This window comes from Phyllobacterium sp. NPDC097923 (genome assembly GCF_044760925.1).
GTDB lineage: Bacteria > Pseudomonadota > Alphaproteobacteria > Rhizobiales > Rhizobiaceae > Phyllobacterium > Phyllobacterium calauticae.
Genome location: NZ_JBIWBL010000011.1, coordinates 1 through 18,230, shown reverse-complemented (window position 1 = coordinate 18,230; position 18,230 = coordinate 1). Strand labels below are relative to the sequence as shown.

The 18,230-nt window shown below is 60.2% G+C and carries 16 protein-coding genes and 1 pseudogene; 9 read left to right on the top strand and 8 right to left on the bottom strand.

Translation table 11 applies throughout. The annotated features are described in order from the left end of the window. Window positions 1-113 precede the first annotated feature (113 nt). The 4 genes and pseudogenes from ACIQWS_RS25170 (at window position 114) to ACIQWS_RS25155 (ending at window position 3,523) form a co-directional block, all read left to right on the top strand. Window positions 114-1,229, top strand: coding sequence for an ABC transporter permease (locus tag ACIQWS_RS25170; RefSeq protein ID WP_318914423.1), 1,116 nt, complete (start codon window positions 114-116; stop codon window positions 1,227-1,229). Window positions 1,230-1,534: 305 nt separating this feature from the next. Beyond that, window positions 1,535-1,893: pseudogene (locus tag ACIQWS_RS25165) on the top strand (TraR/DksA family transcriptional regulator). A 377-nt stretch (window positions 1,894-2,270) separates the two neighbouring features. Beyond that, window positions 2,271-3,188, top strand: a complete 918-nt coding sequence (locus ACIQWS_RS25160; RefSeq protein WP_130521242.1) for a DnaJ C-terminal domain-containing protein — start codon at window positions 2,271-2,273, stop codon at window positions 3,186-3,188. After that, window positions 3,185-3,523: a chaperone modulator CbpM gene (locus ACIQWS_RS25155; RefSeq protein ID WP_130521244.1), complete on the top strand. Its 339-nt coding sequence runs from the start codon at window positions 3,185-3,187 to the stop codon at window positions 3,521-3,523. The genes ACIQWS_RS25160 and ACIQWS_RS25155 overlap by 4 nt, the downstream gene beginning before the upstream one ends. A gap of 117 nt (window positions 3,524-3,640) precedes the next feature. Here the strand turns inward: ACIQWS_RS25155 and ACIQWS_RS25150 are convergent, their stop codons facing one another. The 7 genes from ACIQWS_RS25150 to glyA form a co-directional block, all read right to left on the bottom strand. Then, window positions 3,641-3,934: a type II toxin-antitoxin system RelE/ParE family toxin gene (locus ACIQWS_RS25150; RefSeq protein WP_130521246.1), complete on the bottom strand. Its 294-nt coding sequence runs from the start codon at window positions 3,932-3,934 to the stop codon at window positions 3,641-3,643. A gap of 2 nt (window positions 3,935-3,936) precedes the next feature. Next, the gene (locus ACIQWS_RS25145) at window positions 3,937-4,215 is read right to left on the bottom strand and encodes a type II toxin-antitoxin system ParD family antitoxin (protein ID WP_130521248.1); all 279 of its coding nucleotides are present in this window, start codon (window positions 4,213-4,215) and stop codon (window positions 3,937-3,939) included. A gap of 309 nt (window positions 4,216-4,524) precedes the next feature. Further along, a complete protein-coding gene (locus ACIQWS_RS25140; RefSeq protein WP_130521250.1) occupies window positions 4,525-5,859 on the bottom strand; it encodes a D-serine ammonia-lyase in 1,335 nt (444 codons plus the stop codon). Between the two features lie 51 nt (window positions 5,860-5,910). Then, window positions 5,911-7,161, bottom strand: a complete 1,251-nt coding sequence (locus tag ACIQWS_RS25135; RefSeq protein WP_130521252.1) for a D-amino acid dehydrogenase — start codon at window positions 7,159-7,161, stop codon at window positions 5,911-5,913. A 38-nt stretch (window positions 7,162-7,199) separates the two neighbouring features. After that, a complete protein-coding gene (gene purU / locus ACIQWS_RS25130) occupies window positions 7,200-8,096 on the bottom strand; it encodes a formyltetrahydrofolate deformylase (protein WP_130521253.1) in 897 nt (298 codons plus the stop codon). A gap of 20 nt (window positions 8,097-8,116) precedes the next feature. Beyond that, the gene (gene folD, locus ACIQWS_RS25125; protein ID WP_130521255.1) at window positions 8,117-9,010 is read right to left on the bottom strand and encodes a bifunctional methylenetetrahydrofolate dehydrogenase/methenyltetrahydrofolate cyclohydrolase FolD; all 894 of its coding nucleotides are present in this window, start codon (window positions 9,008-9,010) and stop codon (window positions 8,117-8,119) included. Window positions 9,011-9,104: 94 nt separating this feature from the next. Beyond that, window positions 9,105-10,382: a serine hydroxymethyltransferase gene (glyA, locus tag ACIQWS_RS25120; protein ID WP_130521257.1), complete on the bottom strand. Its 1,278-nt coding sequence runs from the start codon at window positions 10,380-10,382 to the stop codon at window positions 9,105-9,107. Window positions 10,383-10,513: 131 nt separating this feature from the next. Between glyA and ACIQWS_RS25115 the strand changes: the two genes are divergently transcribed. Beyond that, a complete protein-coding gene (locus ACIQWS_RS25115; RefSeq protein ID WP_130521259.1) occupies window positions 10,514-11,467 on the top strand; it encodes a LysR family transcriptional regulator in 954 nt (317 codons plus the stop codon). 288 nt (window positions 11,468-11,755) lie between these two features. Here ACIQWS_RS25115 and ACIQWS_RS25110 read toward each other — a convergent pair whose 3' ends face one another. After that, window positions 11,756-14,728, bottom strand: a complete 2,973-nt coding sequence (locus ACIQWS_RS25110; RefSeq protein ID WP_130521458.1) for a Tn3 family transposase — start codon at window positions 14,726-14,728, stop codon at window positions 11,756-11,758. 154 nt (window positions 14,729-14,882) lie between these two features. On the opposite strand from ACIQWS_RS25110, the gene ACIQWS_RS25105 reads away from it, so the two are divergent. The 4 genes from ACIQWS_RS25105 (at window position 14,883) to ACIQWS_RS25090 (ending at window position 18,174) form a co-directional block, all read left to right on the top strand. Next, window positions 14,883-15,476, top strand: a complete 594-nt coding sequence (locus ACIQWS_RS25105) for a recombinase family protein (protein WP_130521456.1) — start codon at window positions 14,883-14,885, stop codon at window positions 15,474-15,476. A 68-nt stretch (window positions 15,477-15,544) separates the two neighbouring features. After that, window positions 15,545-16,576 (top strand): transporter substrate-binding domain-containing protein, encoded by a 1,032-nt coding sequence (locus tag ACIQWS_RS25100; RefSeq protein WP_130521524.1) that lies wholly within the window; start codon window positions 15,545-15,547, stop codon window positions 16,574-16,576. Between the two features lie 66 nt (window positions 16,577-16,642). Beyond that, window positions 16,643-17,851 carry an ABC transporter permease subunit gene (locus tag ACIQWS_RS25095; RefSeq protein ID WP_130521522.1) on the top strand — a complete coding sequence of 403 codons (1,209 nt, stop codon included), beginning with the start codon at window positions 16,643-16,645 and terminating at the stop codon, window positions 17,849-17,851. After that, window positions 17,848-18,174, top strand: coding sequence for a hypothetical protein (locus ACIQWS_RS25090; protein ID WP_245462439.1), 327 nt, complete (start codon window positions 17,848-17,850; stop codon window positions 18,172-18,174). Before ACIQWS_RS25095 ends, ACIQWS_RS25090 begins: the two co-directional genes overlap by 4 nt. Window positions 18,175-18,230: the final 56 nt, after the last annotated feature.

Below are 18,230 nucleotides of genomic sequence, written 5' to 3'. Positions count from 1 at the left end.
TGTCACGCAACGCACTCGCCTTCCTCAAATTGGCATCCATTCGCCTCATGCTGAGAAGGCTCTGTTCAAACTGAATAACTTTCCGGACCGACTCTTAGAAAGCAGGCACGCTGATGCGGGCGGCGAACATCCTCCATCTCGGCATAAAGGAACTGCGCGGCCTTTTGCGCGATCCGGTGCTTCTGGTGCTGATTGTCTACGCTTTCACGGCTGCGATCTACACGGCCTCCAAGGCGATGCCGGAAACGCTCAACCGGGCGCCGATCGCCATCGTTGACGAGGACCGCTCGGCCGTGTCGACGCGTATCGCCAGCGCCTTCTATCCGCCATATTTCCTGGCGCCGTCGCTCATTTCAATTGAGGAAATGGACAGCCGCATGGATGCCGGCCTCGACACGTTCGCTCTCGACATTCCGCCGAATTTTCAGCGCGATCTCCTCGCCGGCCGCGCGCCGACCCTCCAGCTCAACATAGATGCGACACGCATGTCGCAAGCCTTCACCGGCGGGGGATATGTGCAGTCGATCGTCTCTGGCGAGGTCGGCGAATTCCTAGCCGGCCATCGTGCGCAAACCGTCCTGCCGGTCGCCCTTGATCTGCGCGCCCGGTTCAACCCCGAGCTCAACAAGGGATGGTTCGGCGCGATCAGCGACGTCATCACCTCGATCACCATGCTGTCGATCGTGCTGACTGGTGCTGCGCTCATCCGCGAGCGAGAGCACGGCACCATCGAGCACCTCCTGGTCATGCCGGTGACCGCGTTCGAGATCATGATGAGCAAGGTCCTGGCGATGAGCCTTGTGGTTCTGACGGCCGCCACTTTTTCCCTTGTGTTTGTGGTTGAAGGTTTGCTTGCCGTGCCGGTCAACGGCTCGATAATCCTATTCCTGGCCGGCGCCGCGCTCGACATCTTCGCCATGACCTGCCTCGGCATCTTCCTTGCCACCATAGCCGGCTCAATGCCGCAATTCGGACTATTGCTGATGATGGTGCTGATGCCGTTGCAACTGCTATCTGGCGGCGTCACCCCTCGCGAAAGCATGCCGGAGGTCATCCAGTTCATCATGCTTGCTGCACCCAACACGCATTTTGTCATGTTAGCGCAGTCCGTTCTCTTTCGGGGGGCAGGACTCGATGTGGTTTGGCCGCAGCTCCTGGCGATGCTCATCATCGGAGTGGCGCTGTTCGTCTTCTCGCTTAGCCAGTTCCGGCGCTATCTTCGAGAGTGAGTTCTTCCTGAACCGCGGCGTCTCTCGGTTCATGGGGTGGCGACGTCATTGCCTATGGAGGGCCATCGCGCGCGACTAACGCCAACTACCTGCCGTGCCGTCGTCATCAATGGCGGTTTTGCCAGGTGGCGAAGGCGAAAGCCGCTCATCGCGATCGATGGTCACTGCGCTTCAGGATTATTTCGCGATTCCCGCCGCGCCGGAAGATACACTGTACTGATCCACCCTTTTGATCATGATCAATGTCAGTGGCGCCCGACGACATGTAAATTCGATCTTCTAGCATCAAAGTTCGAGCGGCCACCATGGCGAGATATTCCTCCAAGCATCTGGAGCAGCGCGAAGCGAAGTATAGGCAAATCCTCGTCCACCAACAGCAGCAGCTGCAAACGCGTCTGGCAAAGATTGAGGATGATTTTTAACAGCCTCGGAACCGAGACGACGATGATCGTGCCGTAGAACGCAACAACGACGAGGTGCTAGAGGAGCTGGCAAAGACCGGGCAAAAGGAGCTTTTGCCATAGAAGCCGCCCTTGATCGGATGAAAGAGGGCGCCTTCGGTTTATGCGTCAAGTGCGGCCGCGCGATAAGTGATGAACGGATTGATGTCGTCCCGCACACGCCGTTTTGTCAGGCTTGCGCGCGTTCGCTCCAACTTCGCTAGAGCATTCATCGCCTCGTCATTGGCAATTCCGGTGTGTGGGTGCCGAACCTCTGTTGGTTAGGCTGAAAGTAGATCTAGGATAGAATCCCCTGTTGACGGCTCGATCCATCGAGGTACGAATCGGAATTCGGTCGGGACCGATGAAAAATTGCGGGTGATGACAGCCAGGTCAATGGTTATCCACCGGAGCGGACAACATTCGAGATAGCTTCCAGCACTTCCAGCATTCGCGGCAGATAATTCGTGACCGTACTGGTGCGGCTCGAAGGTGCAGAGGGCGCCGGATCACGGTTGTAGAAGCATGAGTGAGTGGCGTGTCTTTCGCGCCCCAAACCATGCTGAATGATTTCAAGAGGCGGATGAGGTGGGATCACTGCATGAATGACCCTTATGAGACACTCGGTGTAGCTCGTACTGCGACCGACAAGGAAATCAGGGACGCGTTTAAGAAACTAGCACGCAAGTTTCACCCTGATCTGCATCCGGACGACAAGACGGCTGAGGATAGATTCAAGGCGATCTCGGCGGCAAACGACCTGCTCAAGGACAAGGACAAGCGTCGGCGGTTCGATGCAGGCGAGATAGATGCCAGTGGTGCGGAAAAAGCCCAGCAGCGCTACTACCGCGATTTCGCCGATGGATCACACCGCGGCTCCCACGCAGCGCAGGATGGCTTTGCCAGCAATGATGATCTGGAGGATTTCCTGGCGCGCGCTTTTGGCGGGGGCGCGCAGCGGGCACAGGGCACATTCCGGGCGCGAGGACAGGATGTGAGTTATGTACTGCCAGTTAGCTTCATGAACGCGGTCAATGGCGCCGTTCGCACCATCACATTGCCCGAAGGAAAGACGCTGAGTGTGTCGATCCCGGAGGGCGCAGCCGACCGGCAGATGTTACGGCTGAAAGGCCAAGGCATGCCCGGCTTTGGCGGCGGGCCGGCAGGTGACGCCTTTGTTGAATTGCATATCGAACCGCACCCGTTCTTCCATCGCAAGGATGACAATATCCATGTAGACGTACCCGTCACGCTAAAAGAAGCGACACTTGGCGCACGAATCACCGTGCCGACGATCAATGGCCCGGTCTCGATGAAGATTCCGAAAGGCGCAAACACCGGTCAGACGCTGCGACTGCGTGACAAGGGAGTTCTCGACCGCAAATCCGGCAATCGCGGACATCAGCTCATCACCCTGAAAGTCGTACTGCCTGCTGGCGAGGAGCCCGAGTTGGCAAAATTTCTGGAGAGTTGGCAGCCGAAGAACGTGGATGAGCCCCGCAAGGAGATGCTGAAATGATGCGCGTTGATGAAATTGTCGAGCAGATAAGTGATCTTCAGCGAAACGATCTCGACGCGTGGATCCGGGAGGCATTGATCTCGCCCCAGGAAGATGGCGGAGATTTGGTGTTTTCGGAGATGGAATACGCACGTATCCGGCTGATCTGCACCCTGCATTATGATTTGGAGGTCAACGCAGATTCTCTCCCGATCGTAGTCTCCTTGGTCGATCAGCTCCACCAGGCGCGCCAACGCCTGTTGAAACTGACAGCTGCTGTGGTCACACAGGATAAGTCGGTGCAGGCGGCAATTCTTGAGGCATTTGAGCTAAGCAATACTGATGAACAGAGTTAGTTGCCGTGGCTGCTTAATCGAGGCTCCCCCTCACAGTTCCATAAAATAGGCGTTATGCCACGCGTGCGATGTCGCTTGGATGATTTCGTGCTCGTAGCCACGCTGACAAGCGATCCCTTAAACAACGACTTGGGAGGAAATCTTCCGGCGCCCGTGCAGCACGCGGATGATTTCGACTGCGCTGCCAGTGAGCCGGTAAAGAGTTAGATACTCGCCTGAGACCAGATGCCGAATACCCGGGGCAATGTCGTCGCGCGCCATTCCCGAGTACGGATGTCGTGCGAGATGCTGCCAGCGCGCCTCAATTGCATCGAGAACTCGATCAGCTGCGACTATGTTTTCAACGGCAATGTAGGACCATATTTCGATCAGGTCCTCATCGGCACGATCCGTGCGGACAATAGAAAGCACATTTAGCTTTCGCGTTGTGAAGATTCAAAGCGACGGCGCGCGGCAGCTTTCACCTCTGCCATCGTAGACCGCGAACTCGGACCGCTGTCGATGCCTTCATGAACAAGCGCTCGCAGATCCTCGACTGTATAACCAAGCAAATCCCGTCTTTCCTTCCACTCACGCACGGCGTCGCGGATGGCTTCGCTAGTCGACGCATATTCGCCAGCATCGACCGCGCTTCGCACAAATCCCGCCATCTCAGGCGTCAATGCAATGGTAATCTTTTCAACCGTCGTCATCGTAAAAGCCTTTTTCTCTTCACGTCCATGGTATGCGATTAGCGTACCGGAGGCAAGATGCCGATATGTCCAGCTCGGGCAACTACTTGATTCTCTTCCGCGTCGGCTTGCCGGCCGAGGTGGCCCGCGGTTCGAATCTCATCAAGGCGCTAAATTTGGAGTTGTGATATTCCAATAGTCCTGCGGCTTTAGCCGCTACCAACCTTCCCGACAGCAACTGACTGATTGAACTAGCAGCCTTGCCGTGCGGAGAGAACCGTGACCCAGAAGCAGAGCCCCGCGCGGTGCCGGGCTCTGCCTACAACGCTTTTATGGGCTCGCGTGTCCCAGGTCTTTCGCGATGCGAAGGAATTCCTGAAACTGCTCCTCCGGCACAAAGGACCCGCCGGTCGTCCAAACGACATGTGTTGCTCGGGCGAGGTGCTCATCAACCCGCCGCCGCCTACAGAACTCTTTACCCTGAGCATGCCGGACAATGAAATCCGGACCGGCGAAGCCTGCAGCGGCGGACGGTTCGAGGCGTAGGTTCTGGCTCTCGTGCGCTTTCAAAAGCCACTTGAACAGTGAGGCGTCGTCGACGGTGAACACGCCTGCCAACATCTCCCGCATGACGGCGGCGACGAAGGCAGACATGCGGGCGACTGCCATGCCATCCGCCTCCGTCCGGTTTGTGAGGCCGACATCATACACGGAGACAAGCTCCTCGGAGCCGCTCAGGAGATGAACGAGGGCACAAGGCGATTGAACCGGCTCCACGAAGAAGCAATGCACATTGTCTCCGAAGACCGTCTTGGCGCCGTATGCTACGCCGCCCGGCGCGCCGCCGATTCCGCACGGCAGGTAGAGAAACAGGGGATGCTCAGCATCGACCTTGACGCCATTGGCCTGTAGCTGCTCGGCAAGCTCTAGCGCCGCGACGCTGTAGCCGAGGAAAAGGTGCCTGGATTGCTCATCGTCGACGAAATAGATCGTCGGATCGCGCTCCGCGACGATACGGGCATTTTCGACGGCTGTCGTATAGTCGGCCGAGTGCTTGATAACCTCTACCCCGAGCCGTTGCAGCCGCTCCACCTTCCAGGGCTTGGCGTCGGAGGACATGTGAACCGTCGCGCTAAAACCGAGGGCGCGAGCAGCAACCCCGACACTGAGTCCGAGATTGCCGGTGCTGCCGACAGCGATGGTGTGGCGCGAGAAGAACGCTCTCGCGTCGGCTTCGGCGAGGCGGCGGATGTCCTCTCCGTCCTGCAGGAGACCTTCCCGTATCGCGAGTTGTTCGGCGAGGAGGAAGACCTCGTAGACGCCGCCGCGTGCCTTGATCGAGCCGGCAACGGGAAGGGCGTTGTCTGCCTTCACAAAGATGGTGCCGAAATCAGCGCTGTCATAGCCGAGTGCGTCACGCATCTCGTCCAGCAGGACAAGATCGGAGCGGATTTCGCCCTTTGCAGGTTTCAGTTCAGGAAAACAGGCCTCGAGTAGGGAAGCCAGCCTCCGCCAGTTAGCATGTGCCTCGTCTATATCCGACGGCCGTACGGGAAGCGAGGCGTCCCCAATCGCATTGTCCTTATAGTTCGGGTTGATCCAGAGCGTCGGGCGGGCTGCAAGCAAATCGGCTCGGGATGGATTGTCGGGTAGTTGGATAGCCATGTTGTGATCCTGTCTGGGGAGGGGAGGCTGTGCATATCCCGGTTGATTGGGTCAGGCGTATCGCGCGACTGCAAGGTCCCTGGCGTCGATCTCGGGCGCCTTGCCGGAGACGAGGTCGGCGACGACGCGGGCGGAGCCCGAGCTCATGGTCCAGCCGAGCGTGCCGTGGCCAGTGTTGAGGAAGAGGCCGGTGACCTTGGTCGGGCCGATGACTGGCGTGCCATCCGGCGTCATCGGTCGAAGGCCCGACCAGAAGCTTGCCTTCGACACATCACCACCCGGGAAGAGGTCGGTGACGGAGTGCTGCAGGGTCAGGCGGCGGCGCTCGCCGAGATCGTTGGTGTAGCCGGAGATTTCCGCCATGCCGCCGACGCGGATGCGGTCGCCGAGGCGCGTGATGGCGATCTTGTATGTCTCGTCCATCACGGTGGATTCCGGTGCGCGCGAGGCGTCGGTGATTGGGATGGTCAGCGAATAGCCTTTGACCGGATAGACCGGCAGGCGAATGCCGTGCGGGCGTACCAGGAGCGGCGAGAAGCTGCCGAGCGCGACGACAACGGCATCGGCATCGAGCGTGCCATGGGCGGTGACGACGCCGCGGATGCGGCCGCCTTCCACATCCAGGCCGCGGATGATGCTACCGAATCTAAAGGTGACGCCGAGCGCCGCGGCCTTTGTGGCCAGCACATTGGAGAATTTGAAGCAGTCGCCCGTCTCGTCCTTCGGCGTCAGGAGGCCGCCGCCAATCTTCTCGCGCACGTGCTTCAGTGCGGGTTCGACGCGGATGCAGCCCTCGGGATCGAGCACTTCGTAGGGAATGCCGTCGGCGGCGAGCGCCTTGACGTCCTTGGCGGAGGCATCGAGCTGAGCCTCGGTGCGGAAAAGTTGCAGCGTCCCCTGCATGCGCTCGTCATAGGCAATACCCGTCTCTTCGCGCAGCGCCGCCAGCGAAATGCGGCTGTAATCGGCAAGGCGCAGCATGCGGCTTTTGTTGAGCGCATAGCGGGCGGAGGTGCAGTTGCGCAGCATCTGCGTCATCCAGGACAGCATCGCCATGTCGACCTTGGGCCGCAGGATCAGCGGCGCGTGCTGCATGAACAGCCATTTCATCGCCTTCACGGGAATGCCAGGCGCGGCCCAGGGCGAGCAATAGCCGAAGGAGACCTCGCCGGCATTGGCGAAGCTCGTTTCCAGCGCCGGGCCGGGCTGGCGATCGACGACCGTGACCTCATGCCCCGCTTTGGCAAGCTGGTAGGCGGAGGTGACGCCGATGATGCCGGCGCCGAGAACGATAACTTTCATGGTTTACCCGAGATTCTGCCGAGACCCGACACGAGTGTTCAACCCATCCGTTCGGATACGAAAGAGCCGGGAGAGGGCGGAAAGACGATGGTCTTGTTGCCATTGATGAACACGCGGCCATGGATATGGGCGTGAATGGCACGGGCGAGCACCTGGCTTTCGACATCGCGGCCTAGGCTGACGTAGTCGTCCGCCGACTGCGCATGTGTCACGCGCACGATGTCCTGTTCGATGATCGGGCCTTCGTCGAGGTCGGCGGTCACATAGTGCGAGGTCGCGCCGATCAGCTTCACGCCGCGCTCGAAAGCCTGCTTATAGGGGTGCGCACCCTTGAAGGACGGCAGGAAAGAGTGGTGGATGTTGATGATGCGGCCGGACATCTTCCTGCACATCTCGTCGGAGAGAACCTGCATGTAGCGGGCGAGCACGATGAGTTCTGCGCCTGTCTCCTCGACGATGCGCATCTGCTCGGCTTCGGCTTCCGGCTTATTCTCCTTCGTCACCTTGATGTGGTGGAAGGGGATGTCGTGATTCACCACGACCTTCTGGTAGTCGAAATGATTGGAGACGACGCCGACGATGTCGATCGGCAGCGCGCCGATCTTCCAGCGGTAGAGCAGGTCGTTGAGGCAATGGCCGAAGCGCGAGACCATGAGGATCACCTTGCGTTTGGCCGTCTCGTCGAAGAATTCCTCCTCCGCCTCGTAAGTCGCCGCGATCTCGGCGAAGCCCTCGCGCAGGTGCTCCAGCGTGCGGCCTTCCTCGGACTGGAAGCTGACGCGCATGAAATAGCGGCCGGTGCTCTTGTCGTCGAACTGGGCGCTGTCGGAAATGTTGCAGCCATTGGTGGACAGGTAGGTCGCGATTGCGGCGGTCACGCCCCGGATGGAGGGGCAGGCGACGCGCAGGGCGTAACGATTGGGAAGAGCGGACATTGGCGATCCCTTCGGGTCGGTCAGTCGATATGGACGGAGTGCTGGCGGCGGAAGGCCGTGAGCGTATTGGCGAGGAGGCAGGCGATGGTCATGGGGCCGACGCCGCCCGGAACCGGCGTGATGGCACCAGCGTGGCGGGCCTCCTCGAAGGCGACGTCGCCGACGATGCGCGACTTGCCGTCGATCTCCACGCGGTTGATGCCGACGTCGAGGACCACCGCCCCAGGCTTGATCCAGTCACCGCGCACGAGACCGGGCCGACCGACCGCGACGACGAGGATATCGGCAGTGCGGCAAAGCTCCGGCGTGTTCCTCGTGCGCGAATGGGCGACGGTCACCGTGCAGTTTTCCGAAAGCAGCAGTTGCGCCATCGGCTTGCCGACAATGTTGGATTTGCCGATCACCACGGCATGGAGGCCGGAGAGGTTTTCGCCGAGCCGGTCCTTCAGCAGCATGAGGCAGCCGAGCGGCGTGCAGGGCACCAATGCCGGCTGGCTGGTCGAAAGGCGCCCGGCATTGGAGATATGGAAGCCGTCGACATCTTTGTCGGGATTGATGCCTTGGATGACGGCGTTGGCATCGAGATGGACGGGCAGCGGCAGTTGCACGAGAATGCCGTGCACGGCGGGATCGACATTCAGCCGGTCGATCAGCGCCATCAGCTCGTCCTGCGTCGTGTCGGCCGCAAGCTCGTGCTTGAAGGAATTCATGCCGGCGGCGACCGTCTGGCGGTGCTTCGAGCCCACATAGACGGCACTGGCGGGATCTGCGCCGACAAGGACGACGGCAAGGCCCGGCACGGTGCCGGTCGCCTCTTTCAGCCGGGCAACGTCCTTGGCGACGTTTTCGAGCAAGCCGGCCGCGAACTTCTTGCCGTCGATGATCGCGCCGTCCGTGATTCTATCCATTCCCATGATATTCCCCTTTTGCGTCACTCGATGCCCGCTTAGGGGCCTGGAAGGCGCACTATGCAGGAGGGTGCGCCTTCGCTTCGTGGGAAGTCTTCGCCTAGTGCGCGTAGACCGGGAAGGTCGCCGTCAGCTTGGCCACCGTCGCCTTCGCGCCTTCGACGACATCATCCGCCTTGCCGGCCGCTTCCGCCTCTATGAGGTCGGCGATGGCGTTGCCCAGCGCCTTGAATTCGGCTTCCTTCAGGCCGCGCGTCGTCGCCGCCGACGTGCCGAGACGCATGCCGACCCATTCGGCGGGACGCGGGCTGTCGCCCGGGATCGGGTTCTTGTTCGAGGTGATGTTGGCGCGGGCGAGCACGTCTTCGACCTGCTTGCCGTTAAGGCCCTTGCTGGAGAGATCGAGCAGGACGATATGCGTGTCCGTGCCGCCCGAAACGATGCGCACGCCGCGGTCCGCCAGCGTTTCGGCCAGCACCCTGGCATTCGCCTTCACCTGATGCGCATAGGTCTTGAAATCGTCGCGCAGCGCCTCGCCGAGGCAGATCGCCTTGGCTGCAAGCACGTTGCTGTGCAGCGAGCCCTGCACGCCGGGGAAGACGGCGGCCTGCAGCTTCTTGAACCATTCCTCGTTGTTGGTGAGGATGAGGCCGCCGCGCGGGCCGCGAAGCGTCTTCGTGGTCGTGCAGGTGACGATATCCGCATGCGGGAAGGGGGAGGGATGGGCCCCGCCGGCGACCAGCCCGGCGATATGCGCCATGTCGACCATGAAATAGGCGCCGACCTTCTTTGCGATCTTCGCCATGCGCTCGAAGTCGAGTTCACGCGGATAGGCCGAGCCGCCGGTGATCAGGAGCTTCGGGCGAACCTCTTCCGCGATGCGCTCCATCTCGTCGTAGTCGATGACTTCGTTCTGCGAGTTGACATTGTAGTTGTGCGCCTCGAACCAGCGGCCCGAAAGGTTGCCCTTCATGCCGTGAGACAGGTGGCCGCCGGCGGCGAGGTCGAGCGACAGGACCTTTTCGCCCGGCTTCATCAGCAGGAAGAAGACGGCAAGGTTTGCCTGCGTGCCGGAATGCGGCTGGACGTTGGCATAGGCACAGCCGAAGAGTTCCTTGGCGCGGTCGATGGCCGCCTGCTCGACGACATCAACGAACTGGCCGCCGCCATGGAAACGGTTGCCAGGATAGCCTTCGAGCGTCTTGTTGGTCATCTCGTGGCCGAGTGCGTCGAGAACGGCGCGGCTGACGATGTTTTCCGAGGCGATCAGCTCGATCTGGTTCTGCTGGCGGGCGCGTTCGTTCTCGAGCGCCTGAGCGACGATCGGGTCGAATTCGTGCACCGGCGAATTGAAGTGGGCGTTTGTCTGTTCGGTCATGACCTGTCTCCGCGGAAGGGTATGAGGGCTTGGAGAAAGGCTAGCGACGGCTTCGATCCAGAAAAAGTTAATAATATTTGCATGTACGTTCTGATTTGCTAATCATTTGTTGTCAGCTTGAGGAGGAGATTATGGATCTTGCCCGCCTGCGCGCCCTGCGCGAACTTTCGATCCGCAAGACCATGGCGGCAGTCGCCGAGGCGCTCTACGTCTCGCCGTCGGCGGTTTCGCAACAAATCGCTTTGCTCGAACAGGAGGTGGGCATCGCGCTTATTGAGCGTCGTGGCCGGGGTGTTGAGCTTACGCCGGCCGGCAAACAGCTCGTGGAGCGTGCAGAGCGCATTCTTATCGAGCTGGAATCGGCGCGCGCCGACATTGCGGAACTGAAGAAGGTGATTGCCGGTGAGCTACGTGTGGCGGCGTTCCCATCGGTCGCATCGGCCGTGGTGGCTGGCGCTATTCATGAACTCCACCGTGCACATCCACACCTCACGGTGCAGTTCGATGAACTGGAACCCGCAGAAAGCCTGGCGGCGCTTCGCAGCTGGCAAACGGATATTGCGATCATCGACGATCTGAACGTTCCTGCGGGCGCCATCGACCCCAATATCGAGACAATCCCTCTGATGGAGGATGTCTTCAACGTGATGGTCTCGCAGACCCACGCCCTGGCAGAGCAGCCGACCGTTATGTTGCACCAACTGCGCGACGAGCGTTGGGCGCTCGATACGGCCTCTTCCGCCTATAACCGCATGATTACCGATGCGTGTCAGGAGGCTGGTTTTACGCCGAACATCGTTGCACGGTGCAAGGGGTTCGAGGTGACGATCGCACTTATACGCGACGGTTATGCAATATCGATCTTGCCCGGCCTGCGGGCGAGCTATGACCTGGAAGATGTCTGGGTCTGCAAACTCGAGCCGGAGATTCGCCGCAAGATCTCGCTGGCTTTCCGCAAAGGGGAGAAGCGCAGCCCTGCAGTGCAAGCGTTCATCAAAGAGGTAAACGGCAGGATCGGCACACATTATCGCCTGCCGATGGCAAATGCCGGGCTGCAGAGCGCGGCAGATATCCCTGGAGTCTGATAGTCGTGATAACGAAACAGTTTTGCTAAAGAGTTACTACAGGAAAATTAAGTAGACCTGAACATAGCGCATTCCTATCGTCCCCCTGTCGATTGATAAGGGTTCGCAACAAGTACCGATGCGAACTTAGGCCAATGGCGGGAACATCAGCTACAGAACGGCAAGAGCCGCTGTTGCCCTATCGCCCAAATCAGCTCTCGGCATGAGAACCGGGCTCTGCATCCGCTTGCAGGGGTCGGAACAAGATCTGTTCAAAATCCTGCGCTAAGGTCGAACGAACGGTGAACGTCACGCCGCTCGGAGGATTCGGCCGGGAAGCCGCAGGGGCCTGAAGCCTTCGGGCAACTGTTGTTCGGTGTCCCAGGAATAGATGCCGGTGAGATTTATGTGCTCCCAGCTGAGCGGTGAGATGTGCCTCAGCAGCTCGTCGGGAATATGCCGACCCCGCTGGCGCAAGTGTGCCGTCGCGCGACTGAGATAGACGGTGTTCCAATGAACGATGGCGCTGACCACGAGGTTTAGCCCCGAAGCACGGAACGCCTGGCTGTCAAAGGATCGATCCCGTATTTCGCCGCGCTCGTGGAAGAAGACAGCGCGTTTGAGCTTGTGGGCGGCTTCGCCCTTGTTGAGCCCGGCCTGGCAGCGCCGGCGCAAGGCCGGGTTTGAATACCATTCGATCATGAACAAGGTACGCTCAATACGGCCGAGCTCGCGCAAGGCTTTGGCGAGATCACTGGACTTTGACGATGAGCACCACTTCAGGATGGTCGATGGTGCAACGGTTCGTGTCGTGATCGATACGCCAAGACGCAAGAACTCGTCCCAATGCTCCAGGATGAGATCGGAATTGATCGGCACACCAATGTGTTTAGCCAGCTCCGGATAGGCATCCGCTTTCTCAAACGTATGGAATTTCCGGTCCTTGAGATTACGCATGCGAGGCGAGAAGCGCCTGTTGACGATGGGGAAAAGCCCGAAGAGCTGATCGCTGACACCGCCGGTGTCGGTGAACAGTTCCTCGATGTCGAGGATCGTGTCGTGGTCGAATAGGCCATCGAGCACATAGACGGCCTCGCTCTCGGTCGGGCTGATCGGCAGGATGCTGTAATAGCCGTATTGGTCAGAAAGCCCGCTGTAAAATTTCGATCCCGGTTCGCTGCCATAATGCAGGTTGATGTCACTGCGCTTGGCGGCCCTGTCGCTGGCGCGGAAGAATTGCCCATCAGACGACGCGGTCGTTCCGTCGCCCCAAATTTGCGAATGCGGATGCCGCGTGTGGGCATCGGTGACGCACGCCTGCGCGGCCCGATAGGTTTCCGAGCGGGCGTGGAAGCTGCGCATCCAGCCGATCTGGTGGGCGCTGATACCCTTGGAGGCTCCCGCCATACGCTTCGGGCCGAGATTGGTGCCATCCGCCAAAACGCCGGCCAGCATAGCGGCGATGTTTTGCGGCGCATCTCCCGTCCGGACATGGGTAAACTGGTCGGCAAATCCGGTCCATTCATGCACTTCCCTGAGAAGGTCCGGCACCTCGACCAGCGGATACATTTCCGTGATTTCGGCGTTGAGAGCTTCCGCCGCGGCGGGAACGTCGCTTGCATGTGGCGTCACGATCAGTGTGCCGTCTTCCATTCTGACGCCATCGAGCTTCCCGAAACGGGCTCGCCAAGCCAACCGTTTGAGGTTGACATCCATCATCTGGCGAACTTCCGCGAGCCAAGCCGCACCGTCGCTCGGGACACCGAGGCCGAGTTCATTTTCCTCCTTCAGGGCGACAAAGGCCGGCTTCGGCATGAGATGTTCGTCTATCGGCCGGAATGACCGGCTACCCTCGACCCAGACGTCTCGCGAATTCAGTCGGTCTCGCAAATGCGTAAGCGTCGCGATTTCGTAAAGCCGCCGATCCGGTTTTCCATCCTCGAAGATCAACTTTTTCTCGGTCGCTCCCAGATGGCCGACGGGCACGCGATCCGGCAAGATGCGACGCCCTTCCACATAAAGCATTTTCAGAGTCGCGATCGCCGCGAGCAGCGGATCGTGTCGGCGACGCGAGTGGAACGTGAACGCCTGAAGGAAGGCTCCTGCGAACTTGCGGATATTCCCATGTTGCTCAGCGGCCAGCACCAAAGGCGAAGCGTCGCTGCTTTCCACCATCGCCTCGAGACCAGGCTTGATCTGCAGCAGCCTATGCCAACCGACTTTCCGATTTACCATCTCGATCGCGTCTTCGTCGGCATCATTGGCGGCCTGCAGCGCCAAAATCGTATCAAGGAATAGTCGCAGTGCCTTGGATGTTTCCACGCGGGTGTTCATGTGGCGCTGCTTTTTCCGGTTGTTGACCTGAGAGAACAGCCGGCCCATCAGCTTGATGAACATCATCACCGCGTCGTCGGTAAGCTTCTGGCCGACTTTAATGACCTGCGCAACGATTGTCGCGCGGCGACGGTTGGCGCTGAAGTCACTGGCAAGCCAGGCTGGCGTTGCCTCCCCCTCACGGATCATCTGGTCCCATCTCCCGGAAGGAATGCGAGCCTGTAAACGGGGATCAATCCCCAGCGAGCGCACGAAGGCGATACGCTCCGTCAAGCCGACCAGGTTCCCCGCTCCCGGTGCGTCTGGAGCAGAACGCAGCCAATGATAGCGCGTCTGTCCGATCGCCGGATCAACGCCTAACAGGGCATCTAGGGTTTCGAGCTTTTCCGAATCGAGATCCGAGATCAGCGCGCGCTCAGCGCGACGGCGTGCAATGGCACGCGCTGCCAAGCCCATGCGTTCCATCATGTTCACCGCCGGCAGGAGAACCCGGCGCTCCCGGTACGCGGTAATGATCGCTTTTGCGATCGGCGCTCCCTTATCTGTTGTTGAGGCGGCCTCGATGGCTGCCAGCAACGCCGCACGACGATCATCTGCGGCCGGTGTCCTCATTTCCAGATAACCGAGCAGATGCGCGACGTGGTTCATGCGCGTCTCTTCACGACGGGCATACCACTCGAATGAAGCAGGGTCGGCGCCGATTTGCTCAGCAACATAGTGGAGCATCGCCTTTGGGAGTGCTTCGTTGGCCATGAGCGCGCGGCCGGGATAGCGCATCAGGCAGAGCTGCACCGCAAAGCCAAGCCGATTATGCTCGCGTCGGCGAATCTCGATTTCAAGTCGATCGGCCGGCGATAGGGAATAATGGCGGATCAGGCTGTCTTCGTCGGTTGGAACGTCGAAAAGCTCCTGTCGATCCTGAGGCTTGAGAAGGGTCCGCCGGGCCACCGTTTTACTCCTTACAACATACGCTGGTGGCCAATCCTCTGTACGGAAACGGTCGATTTCGTACAGGGGCAAAACAGCCTGTCCACAAATTATCTTGACATGCTTTTGAACAGGCGGGATATTTCGGACATCCTATTCGGACGAAATTCGACCTATGCCACGCACCTTTGCCTATGTCCGCGTCTCCACGATCGGGCAAACCACCGAAAACCAGATTCAGGAAATCGAAGCCGCCGGCTTTCAGGTCGAGCCGCGCCGGATCGTCACCGAGACGATTTCCGGCAGCACCGCCATTGCGCAGCGCCGCGGCTTTTCCCGGCTTATGGACAAGCTGGAGTCCGGCGACGTTCTAATCGTGACTAAGCTTGATCGCCTCGGCCGCGATGCGATCGACGTCAGCACCACGGTTAAGGCTCTGGCCGAAATGGGCGTGCGCGTCTATTGCCTTGCGCTCGGCGGCGCAGATCTCACCAGCTCGGCCGGCACGATGACCATGACCGTGCTCAACGCCGTCGCCCAGTTCGAGCGCGATTTGCTGATCGAGCGGACGCAATCCGGTCTCAAGCGCGCCAAATCGGAAGGAAAGGCCCTCGGCCGCCCCTCGACGCTCAGCGACAAACAGAAGCAGGATGTGCGCGACGATCTCGCAACTGGGATGAGCGTTTCAGCGATCGCCAGGAAATTCATGACCAGTCGTCAAACCATTATGCGGGTTCGAGACGAGGGTTCACGATCCGTTCGACCTTAGCGCAGGATTTTGAACAGATCTTGTTCCGACCCCTTGCAGGGCGCTCGCGATATTCACAGGGGAACGCAATGAAAATGATCAAGCTTCTCACGGCCGGCGCATTTGCTGGTCTCGCTCTTACCGCAGGTCACGCATCGGCCTCCGTCCTCGATACGGTGAAGGAACGCGGTACGCTGAACTGCGGCACGGACAACACGGCGCCCGGCTTCGGTTACCTCAACACGACGACCGGCCAGATGGAAGGTCTCGACGTCGATTTCTGCCGCGCCGTCGCGGCCGCCGTTCTCGGCGATGCCTCGAAGGTCAAGTTCGTCACCGTCACGGACAAGAGCCGCTTCGACGCAGTGCTCACCAACCAGGTCGACGTCGTCTTCGCGCACACGACCATCAAGCCGGCGCGCGAATCCTCGATCGCCATCGATTTCCTGCCGATCAACTTCTACGATGGCACGGGCATCATGGTGAAGACGGATTCCGGCGTCAAGGAATTCGCCGATCTCGACGGCGCCACCTTCTGCACGACGCAGGGCTCCGTGACCGAGACGGTCCTAACCAGCGCCTTCAAGGCACGCGGCTGGGAAGGCTCTAAGGTTCTGACCTACGAAAACCTCGAAAAGCTTTTCGCCGCCCTCAATTCCGGCCGCTGCAACGCGATGAGCACCGACAAGTCCGCGCTCGCCGCCTGGGCCGGCAATTCGCCGAAGCCCGACGACTACCTAATCCTGCCCGACACGCTCGACAAGTCGCCCTTCGGCGGCTTCGTCGCGGCGAACGATTCCAAGTGGCGCAACGCGCTGCGCTGGATCACCTACGGTCTCTTCCAGGCTGAAGAATCCGAGATTACCCAGGCAAATCTCGAGGAGAAGCTGAAGAGCGAAGATCCCTTCGTCCAGAAGTTCCTCGGCGTCGGCGGCGGCTATGGCAAGGACTTCGGCCTTCCGGACGACTTCGTCGCGCAGGCGATCAAGGCTACCGGCAACTACGGCGAGATCTACGACCGTAACCTCGGGCCGAACACCAAGATGTTCCTCGACCGCAAGGGCACGCCGAACGCCCAGTGGTCGCAGGGTGGCTCGATCTACTCGCCGCTCTGGAACTGATCTTCCCCATGACCGGACCGGGGCGGCACGCCGCCCCAGTCCCTTCCTCGGTTCTGGTATCTCGACATGACTGTGCACCAAGCGAACGCGCCCGGAAATGCGGCTGACGATGACGTTCTGGCCCGCCGCCGGCGCAACCGGATACGGTACGACGCCACCCAGTTCGCCATCATCGCGGCTGCTGTCGTCCTGGTGGTCCTCTTTGCCTATGCGGTAAAGGAAGGGCTTGCCCGTCACGGGATCAAATTCAGCTTCTCGTTCCTCTGGGATGCCGCCGGCTTCGACATCAGCGAAGGCAAGACCTTCGTCTTCGACGGCGGCTTCTGGCCGGCCTTCACGGATTTCACGTCGGACCGCCTGATCGCGCAGGCCTTCGTCGCAGGCATATTCAACACGATCAAGGTCGCCGTCCTCGCCATCGTGCTCAGCACCGTGCTCGGTACGATGCTCGGCGTCGGCCGGCTCTCGACGAACTGGGTGGTGCGCAATCTCTCCTTCTGGTGCGTGGAGTTCGTGCGCAACACGCCGCTCCTGATCCAGCTCGTCTTCTGGTACTTCGCCGTTGTCCTGCATTTCCCGCCGATCGCCGCCGCCGCCAAGTTCTATGGCGTCGTGATCAGCCAGCAGGGCCTCTATTTCCCCGTGCCCACCTGGCAGGGAGGGGATTCGACGCTCGCCATCGGAACCGCGACCGCATTCTGGGTTGCGCTCCTCGGCCTGATTTTCGACCGCCACAAGTCTGTCCGCTGGATCTGCGCCGGCGCGGTAGTCTTGCTTGCCGGCATCATGTTCTCGACCGGCATCCTGGGCCTCGACGTGCCCGTCGCCTCGAAGTTCCAGGCGCGCGGCGGCTCGAGCATGAGCCCTGAAATGGCCGCGCTCCTCCTCGCCATCGTCGTCAACAGTGCTTCCTACATCGCGGAGATCGTGCGCGGCGCCATCGACGCGTTGCCGAAGGGGCAATGGGAGGCCGCGGCCTCGCTCAGCCTGACAAGCCGGGACGCGGTCAACGATATCATCCTGCCGCAGGTTTTCCGCGTCGTGCTGCCGTCCTTCGGCAACCAGTATATCAGCCTGGCGAAGAACACGGCGCTGGGCATCGCCATCGGCTATCCCGAACTCTTCAACATCTACGGCACCATTGCCAACCAGACCGGTCACAGCCTCGAAGGCATCGTGATCGTGATGATGTCCTATCTGATCCTCAGCTGGGCCATAAGCGCCGCCGTCGGCTGGGCCGACCGCCGCATGACCAAACGTGGAGCCTCGCGATGATCGCCAATTCCCTGAAATGGTCGCGGTACAACCTGTTCGGCAAACCGTTCGACGCCCTTCTGTCTCTTACGGTCATCCCCGGTGTTCTCTGGCTCATCTGGCAGATCGTCCGCTGGGCATTGACGGTAGCGCAATGGGATATCATTCCGCGGAGCCAGCGCGTGCTCATGATCGGTATCTTCCCAGCCGATCAGGCATGGCGCGCTTGGGTCGCGATCATGATCGTCGCTGCCATGGTTGGTGCGGGGCTCGGATGCGTGTTCGCATTCAGGAAATATCACGCTGTCGCTACGTTTTCGCAGTTGAGGACTGCACACGCTTGAACCACGGCCATACCTTCATCCCTCGTGTCGTTCATTATGTTCGCGAATCCGGTTTC

Bases quoted from the DNA above. Each gene is read 5' to 3' on its own strand.
- ACIQWS_RS25100 (WP_130521524.1), top strand. From the start codon at position 15,545: ATGAAAATGATCAAGCTTCTCACGGCCGGCGCATTTGCTGGTCTCGCT.
- ACIQWS_RS25095 (WP_130521522.1), top strand. From the start codon at position 16,643: ATGACTGTGCACCAAGCGAACGCGCCCGGAAATGCGGCTGACGATGAC.
- ACIQWS_RS25115 (WP_130521259.1), top strand. From the start codon at position 10,514: ATGGATCTTGCCCGCCTGCGCGCCCTGCGCGAACTTTCGATCCGCAAG.
- ACIQWS_RS25145 (WP_130521248.1), bottom strand. From the start codon at position 4,215: ATGACGACGGTTGAAAAGATTACCATTGCATTGACGCCTGAGATGGCG.
- ACIQWS_RS25090 (WP_245462439.1), top strand. From the start codon at position 17,848: ATGATCGCCAATTCCCTGAAATGGTCGCGGTACAACCTGTTCGGCAAA.
- purU (WP_130521253.1), bottom strand. From the start codon at position 8,096: ATGTCCGCTCTTCCCAATCGTTACGCCCTGCGCGTCGCCTGCCCCTCC.
- ACIQWS_RS25160 (WP_130521242.1), top strand. From the start codon at position 2,271: ATGAATGACCCTTATGAGACACTCGGTGTAGCTCGTACTGCGACCGAC.
- ACIQWS_RS25135 (WP_130521252.1), bottom strand. From the start codon at position 7,161: ATGAAAGTTATCGTTCTCGGCGCCGGCATCATCGGCGTCACCTCCGCC.
- ACIQWS_RS25155 (WP_130521244.1), top strand. From the start codon at position 3,185: ATGATGCGCGTTGATGAAATTGTCGAGCAGATAAGTGATCTTCAGCGA.
- ACIQWS_RS25140 (WP_130521250.1), bottom strand. From the start codon at position 5,859: ATGGCTATCCAACTACCCGACAATCCATCCCGAGCCGATTTGCTTGCA.
- folD (WP_130521255.1), bottom strand. From the start codon at position 9,010: ATGGGAATGGATAGAATCACGGACGGCGCGATCATCGACGGCAAGAAG.
- glyA (WP_130521257.1), bottom strand. From the start codon at position 10,382: ATGACCGAACAGACAAACGCCCACTTCAATTCGCCGGTGCACGAATTC.
- ACIQWS_RS25105 (WP_130521456.1), top strand. From the start codon at position 14,883: ATGCCACGCACCTTTGCCTATGTCCGCGTCTCCACGATCGGGCAAACC.
- ACIQWS_RS25170 (WP_318914423.1), top strand. From the start codon at position 114: ATGCGGGCGGCGAACATCCTCCATCTCGGCATAAAGGAACTGCGCGGC.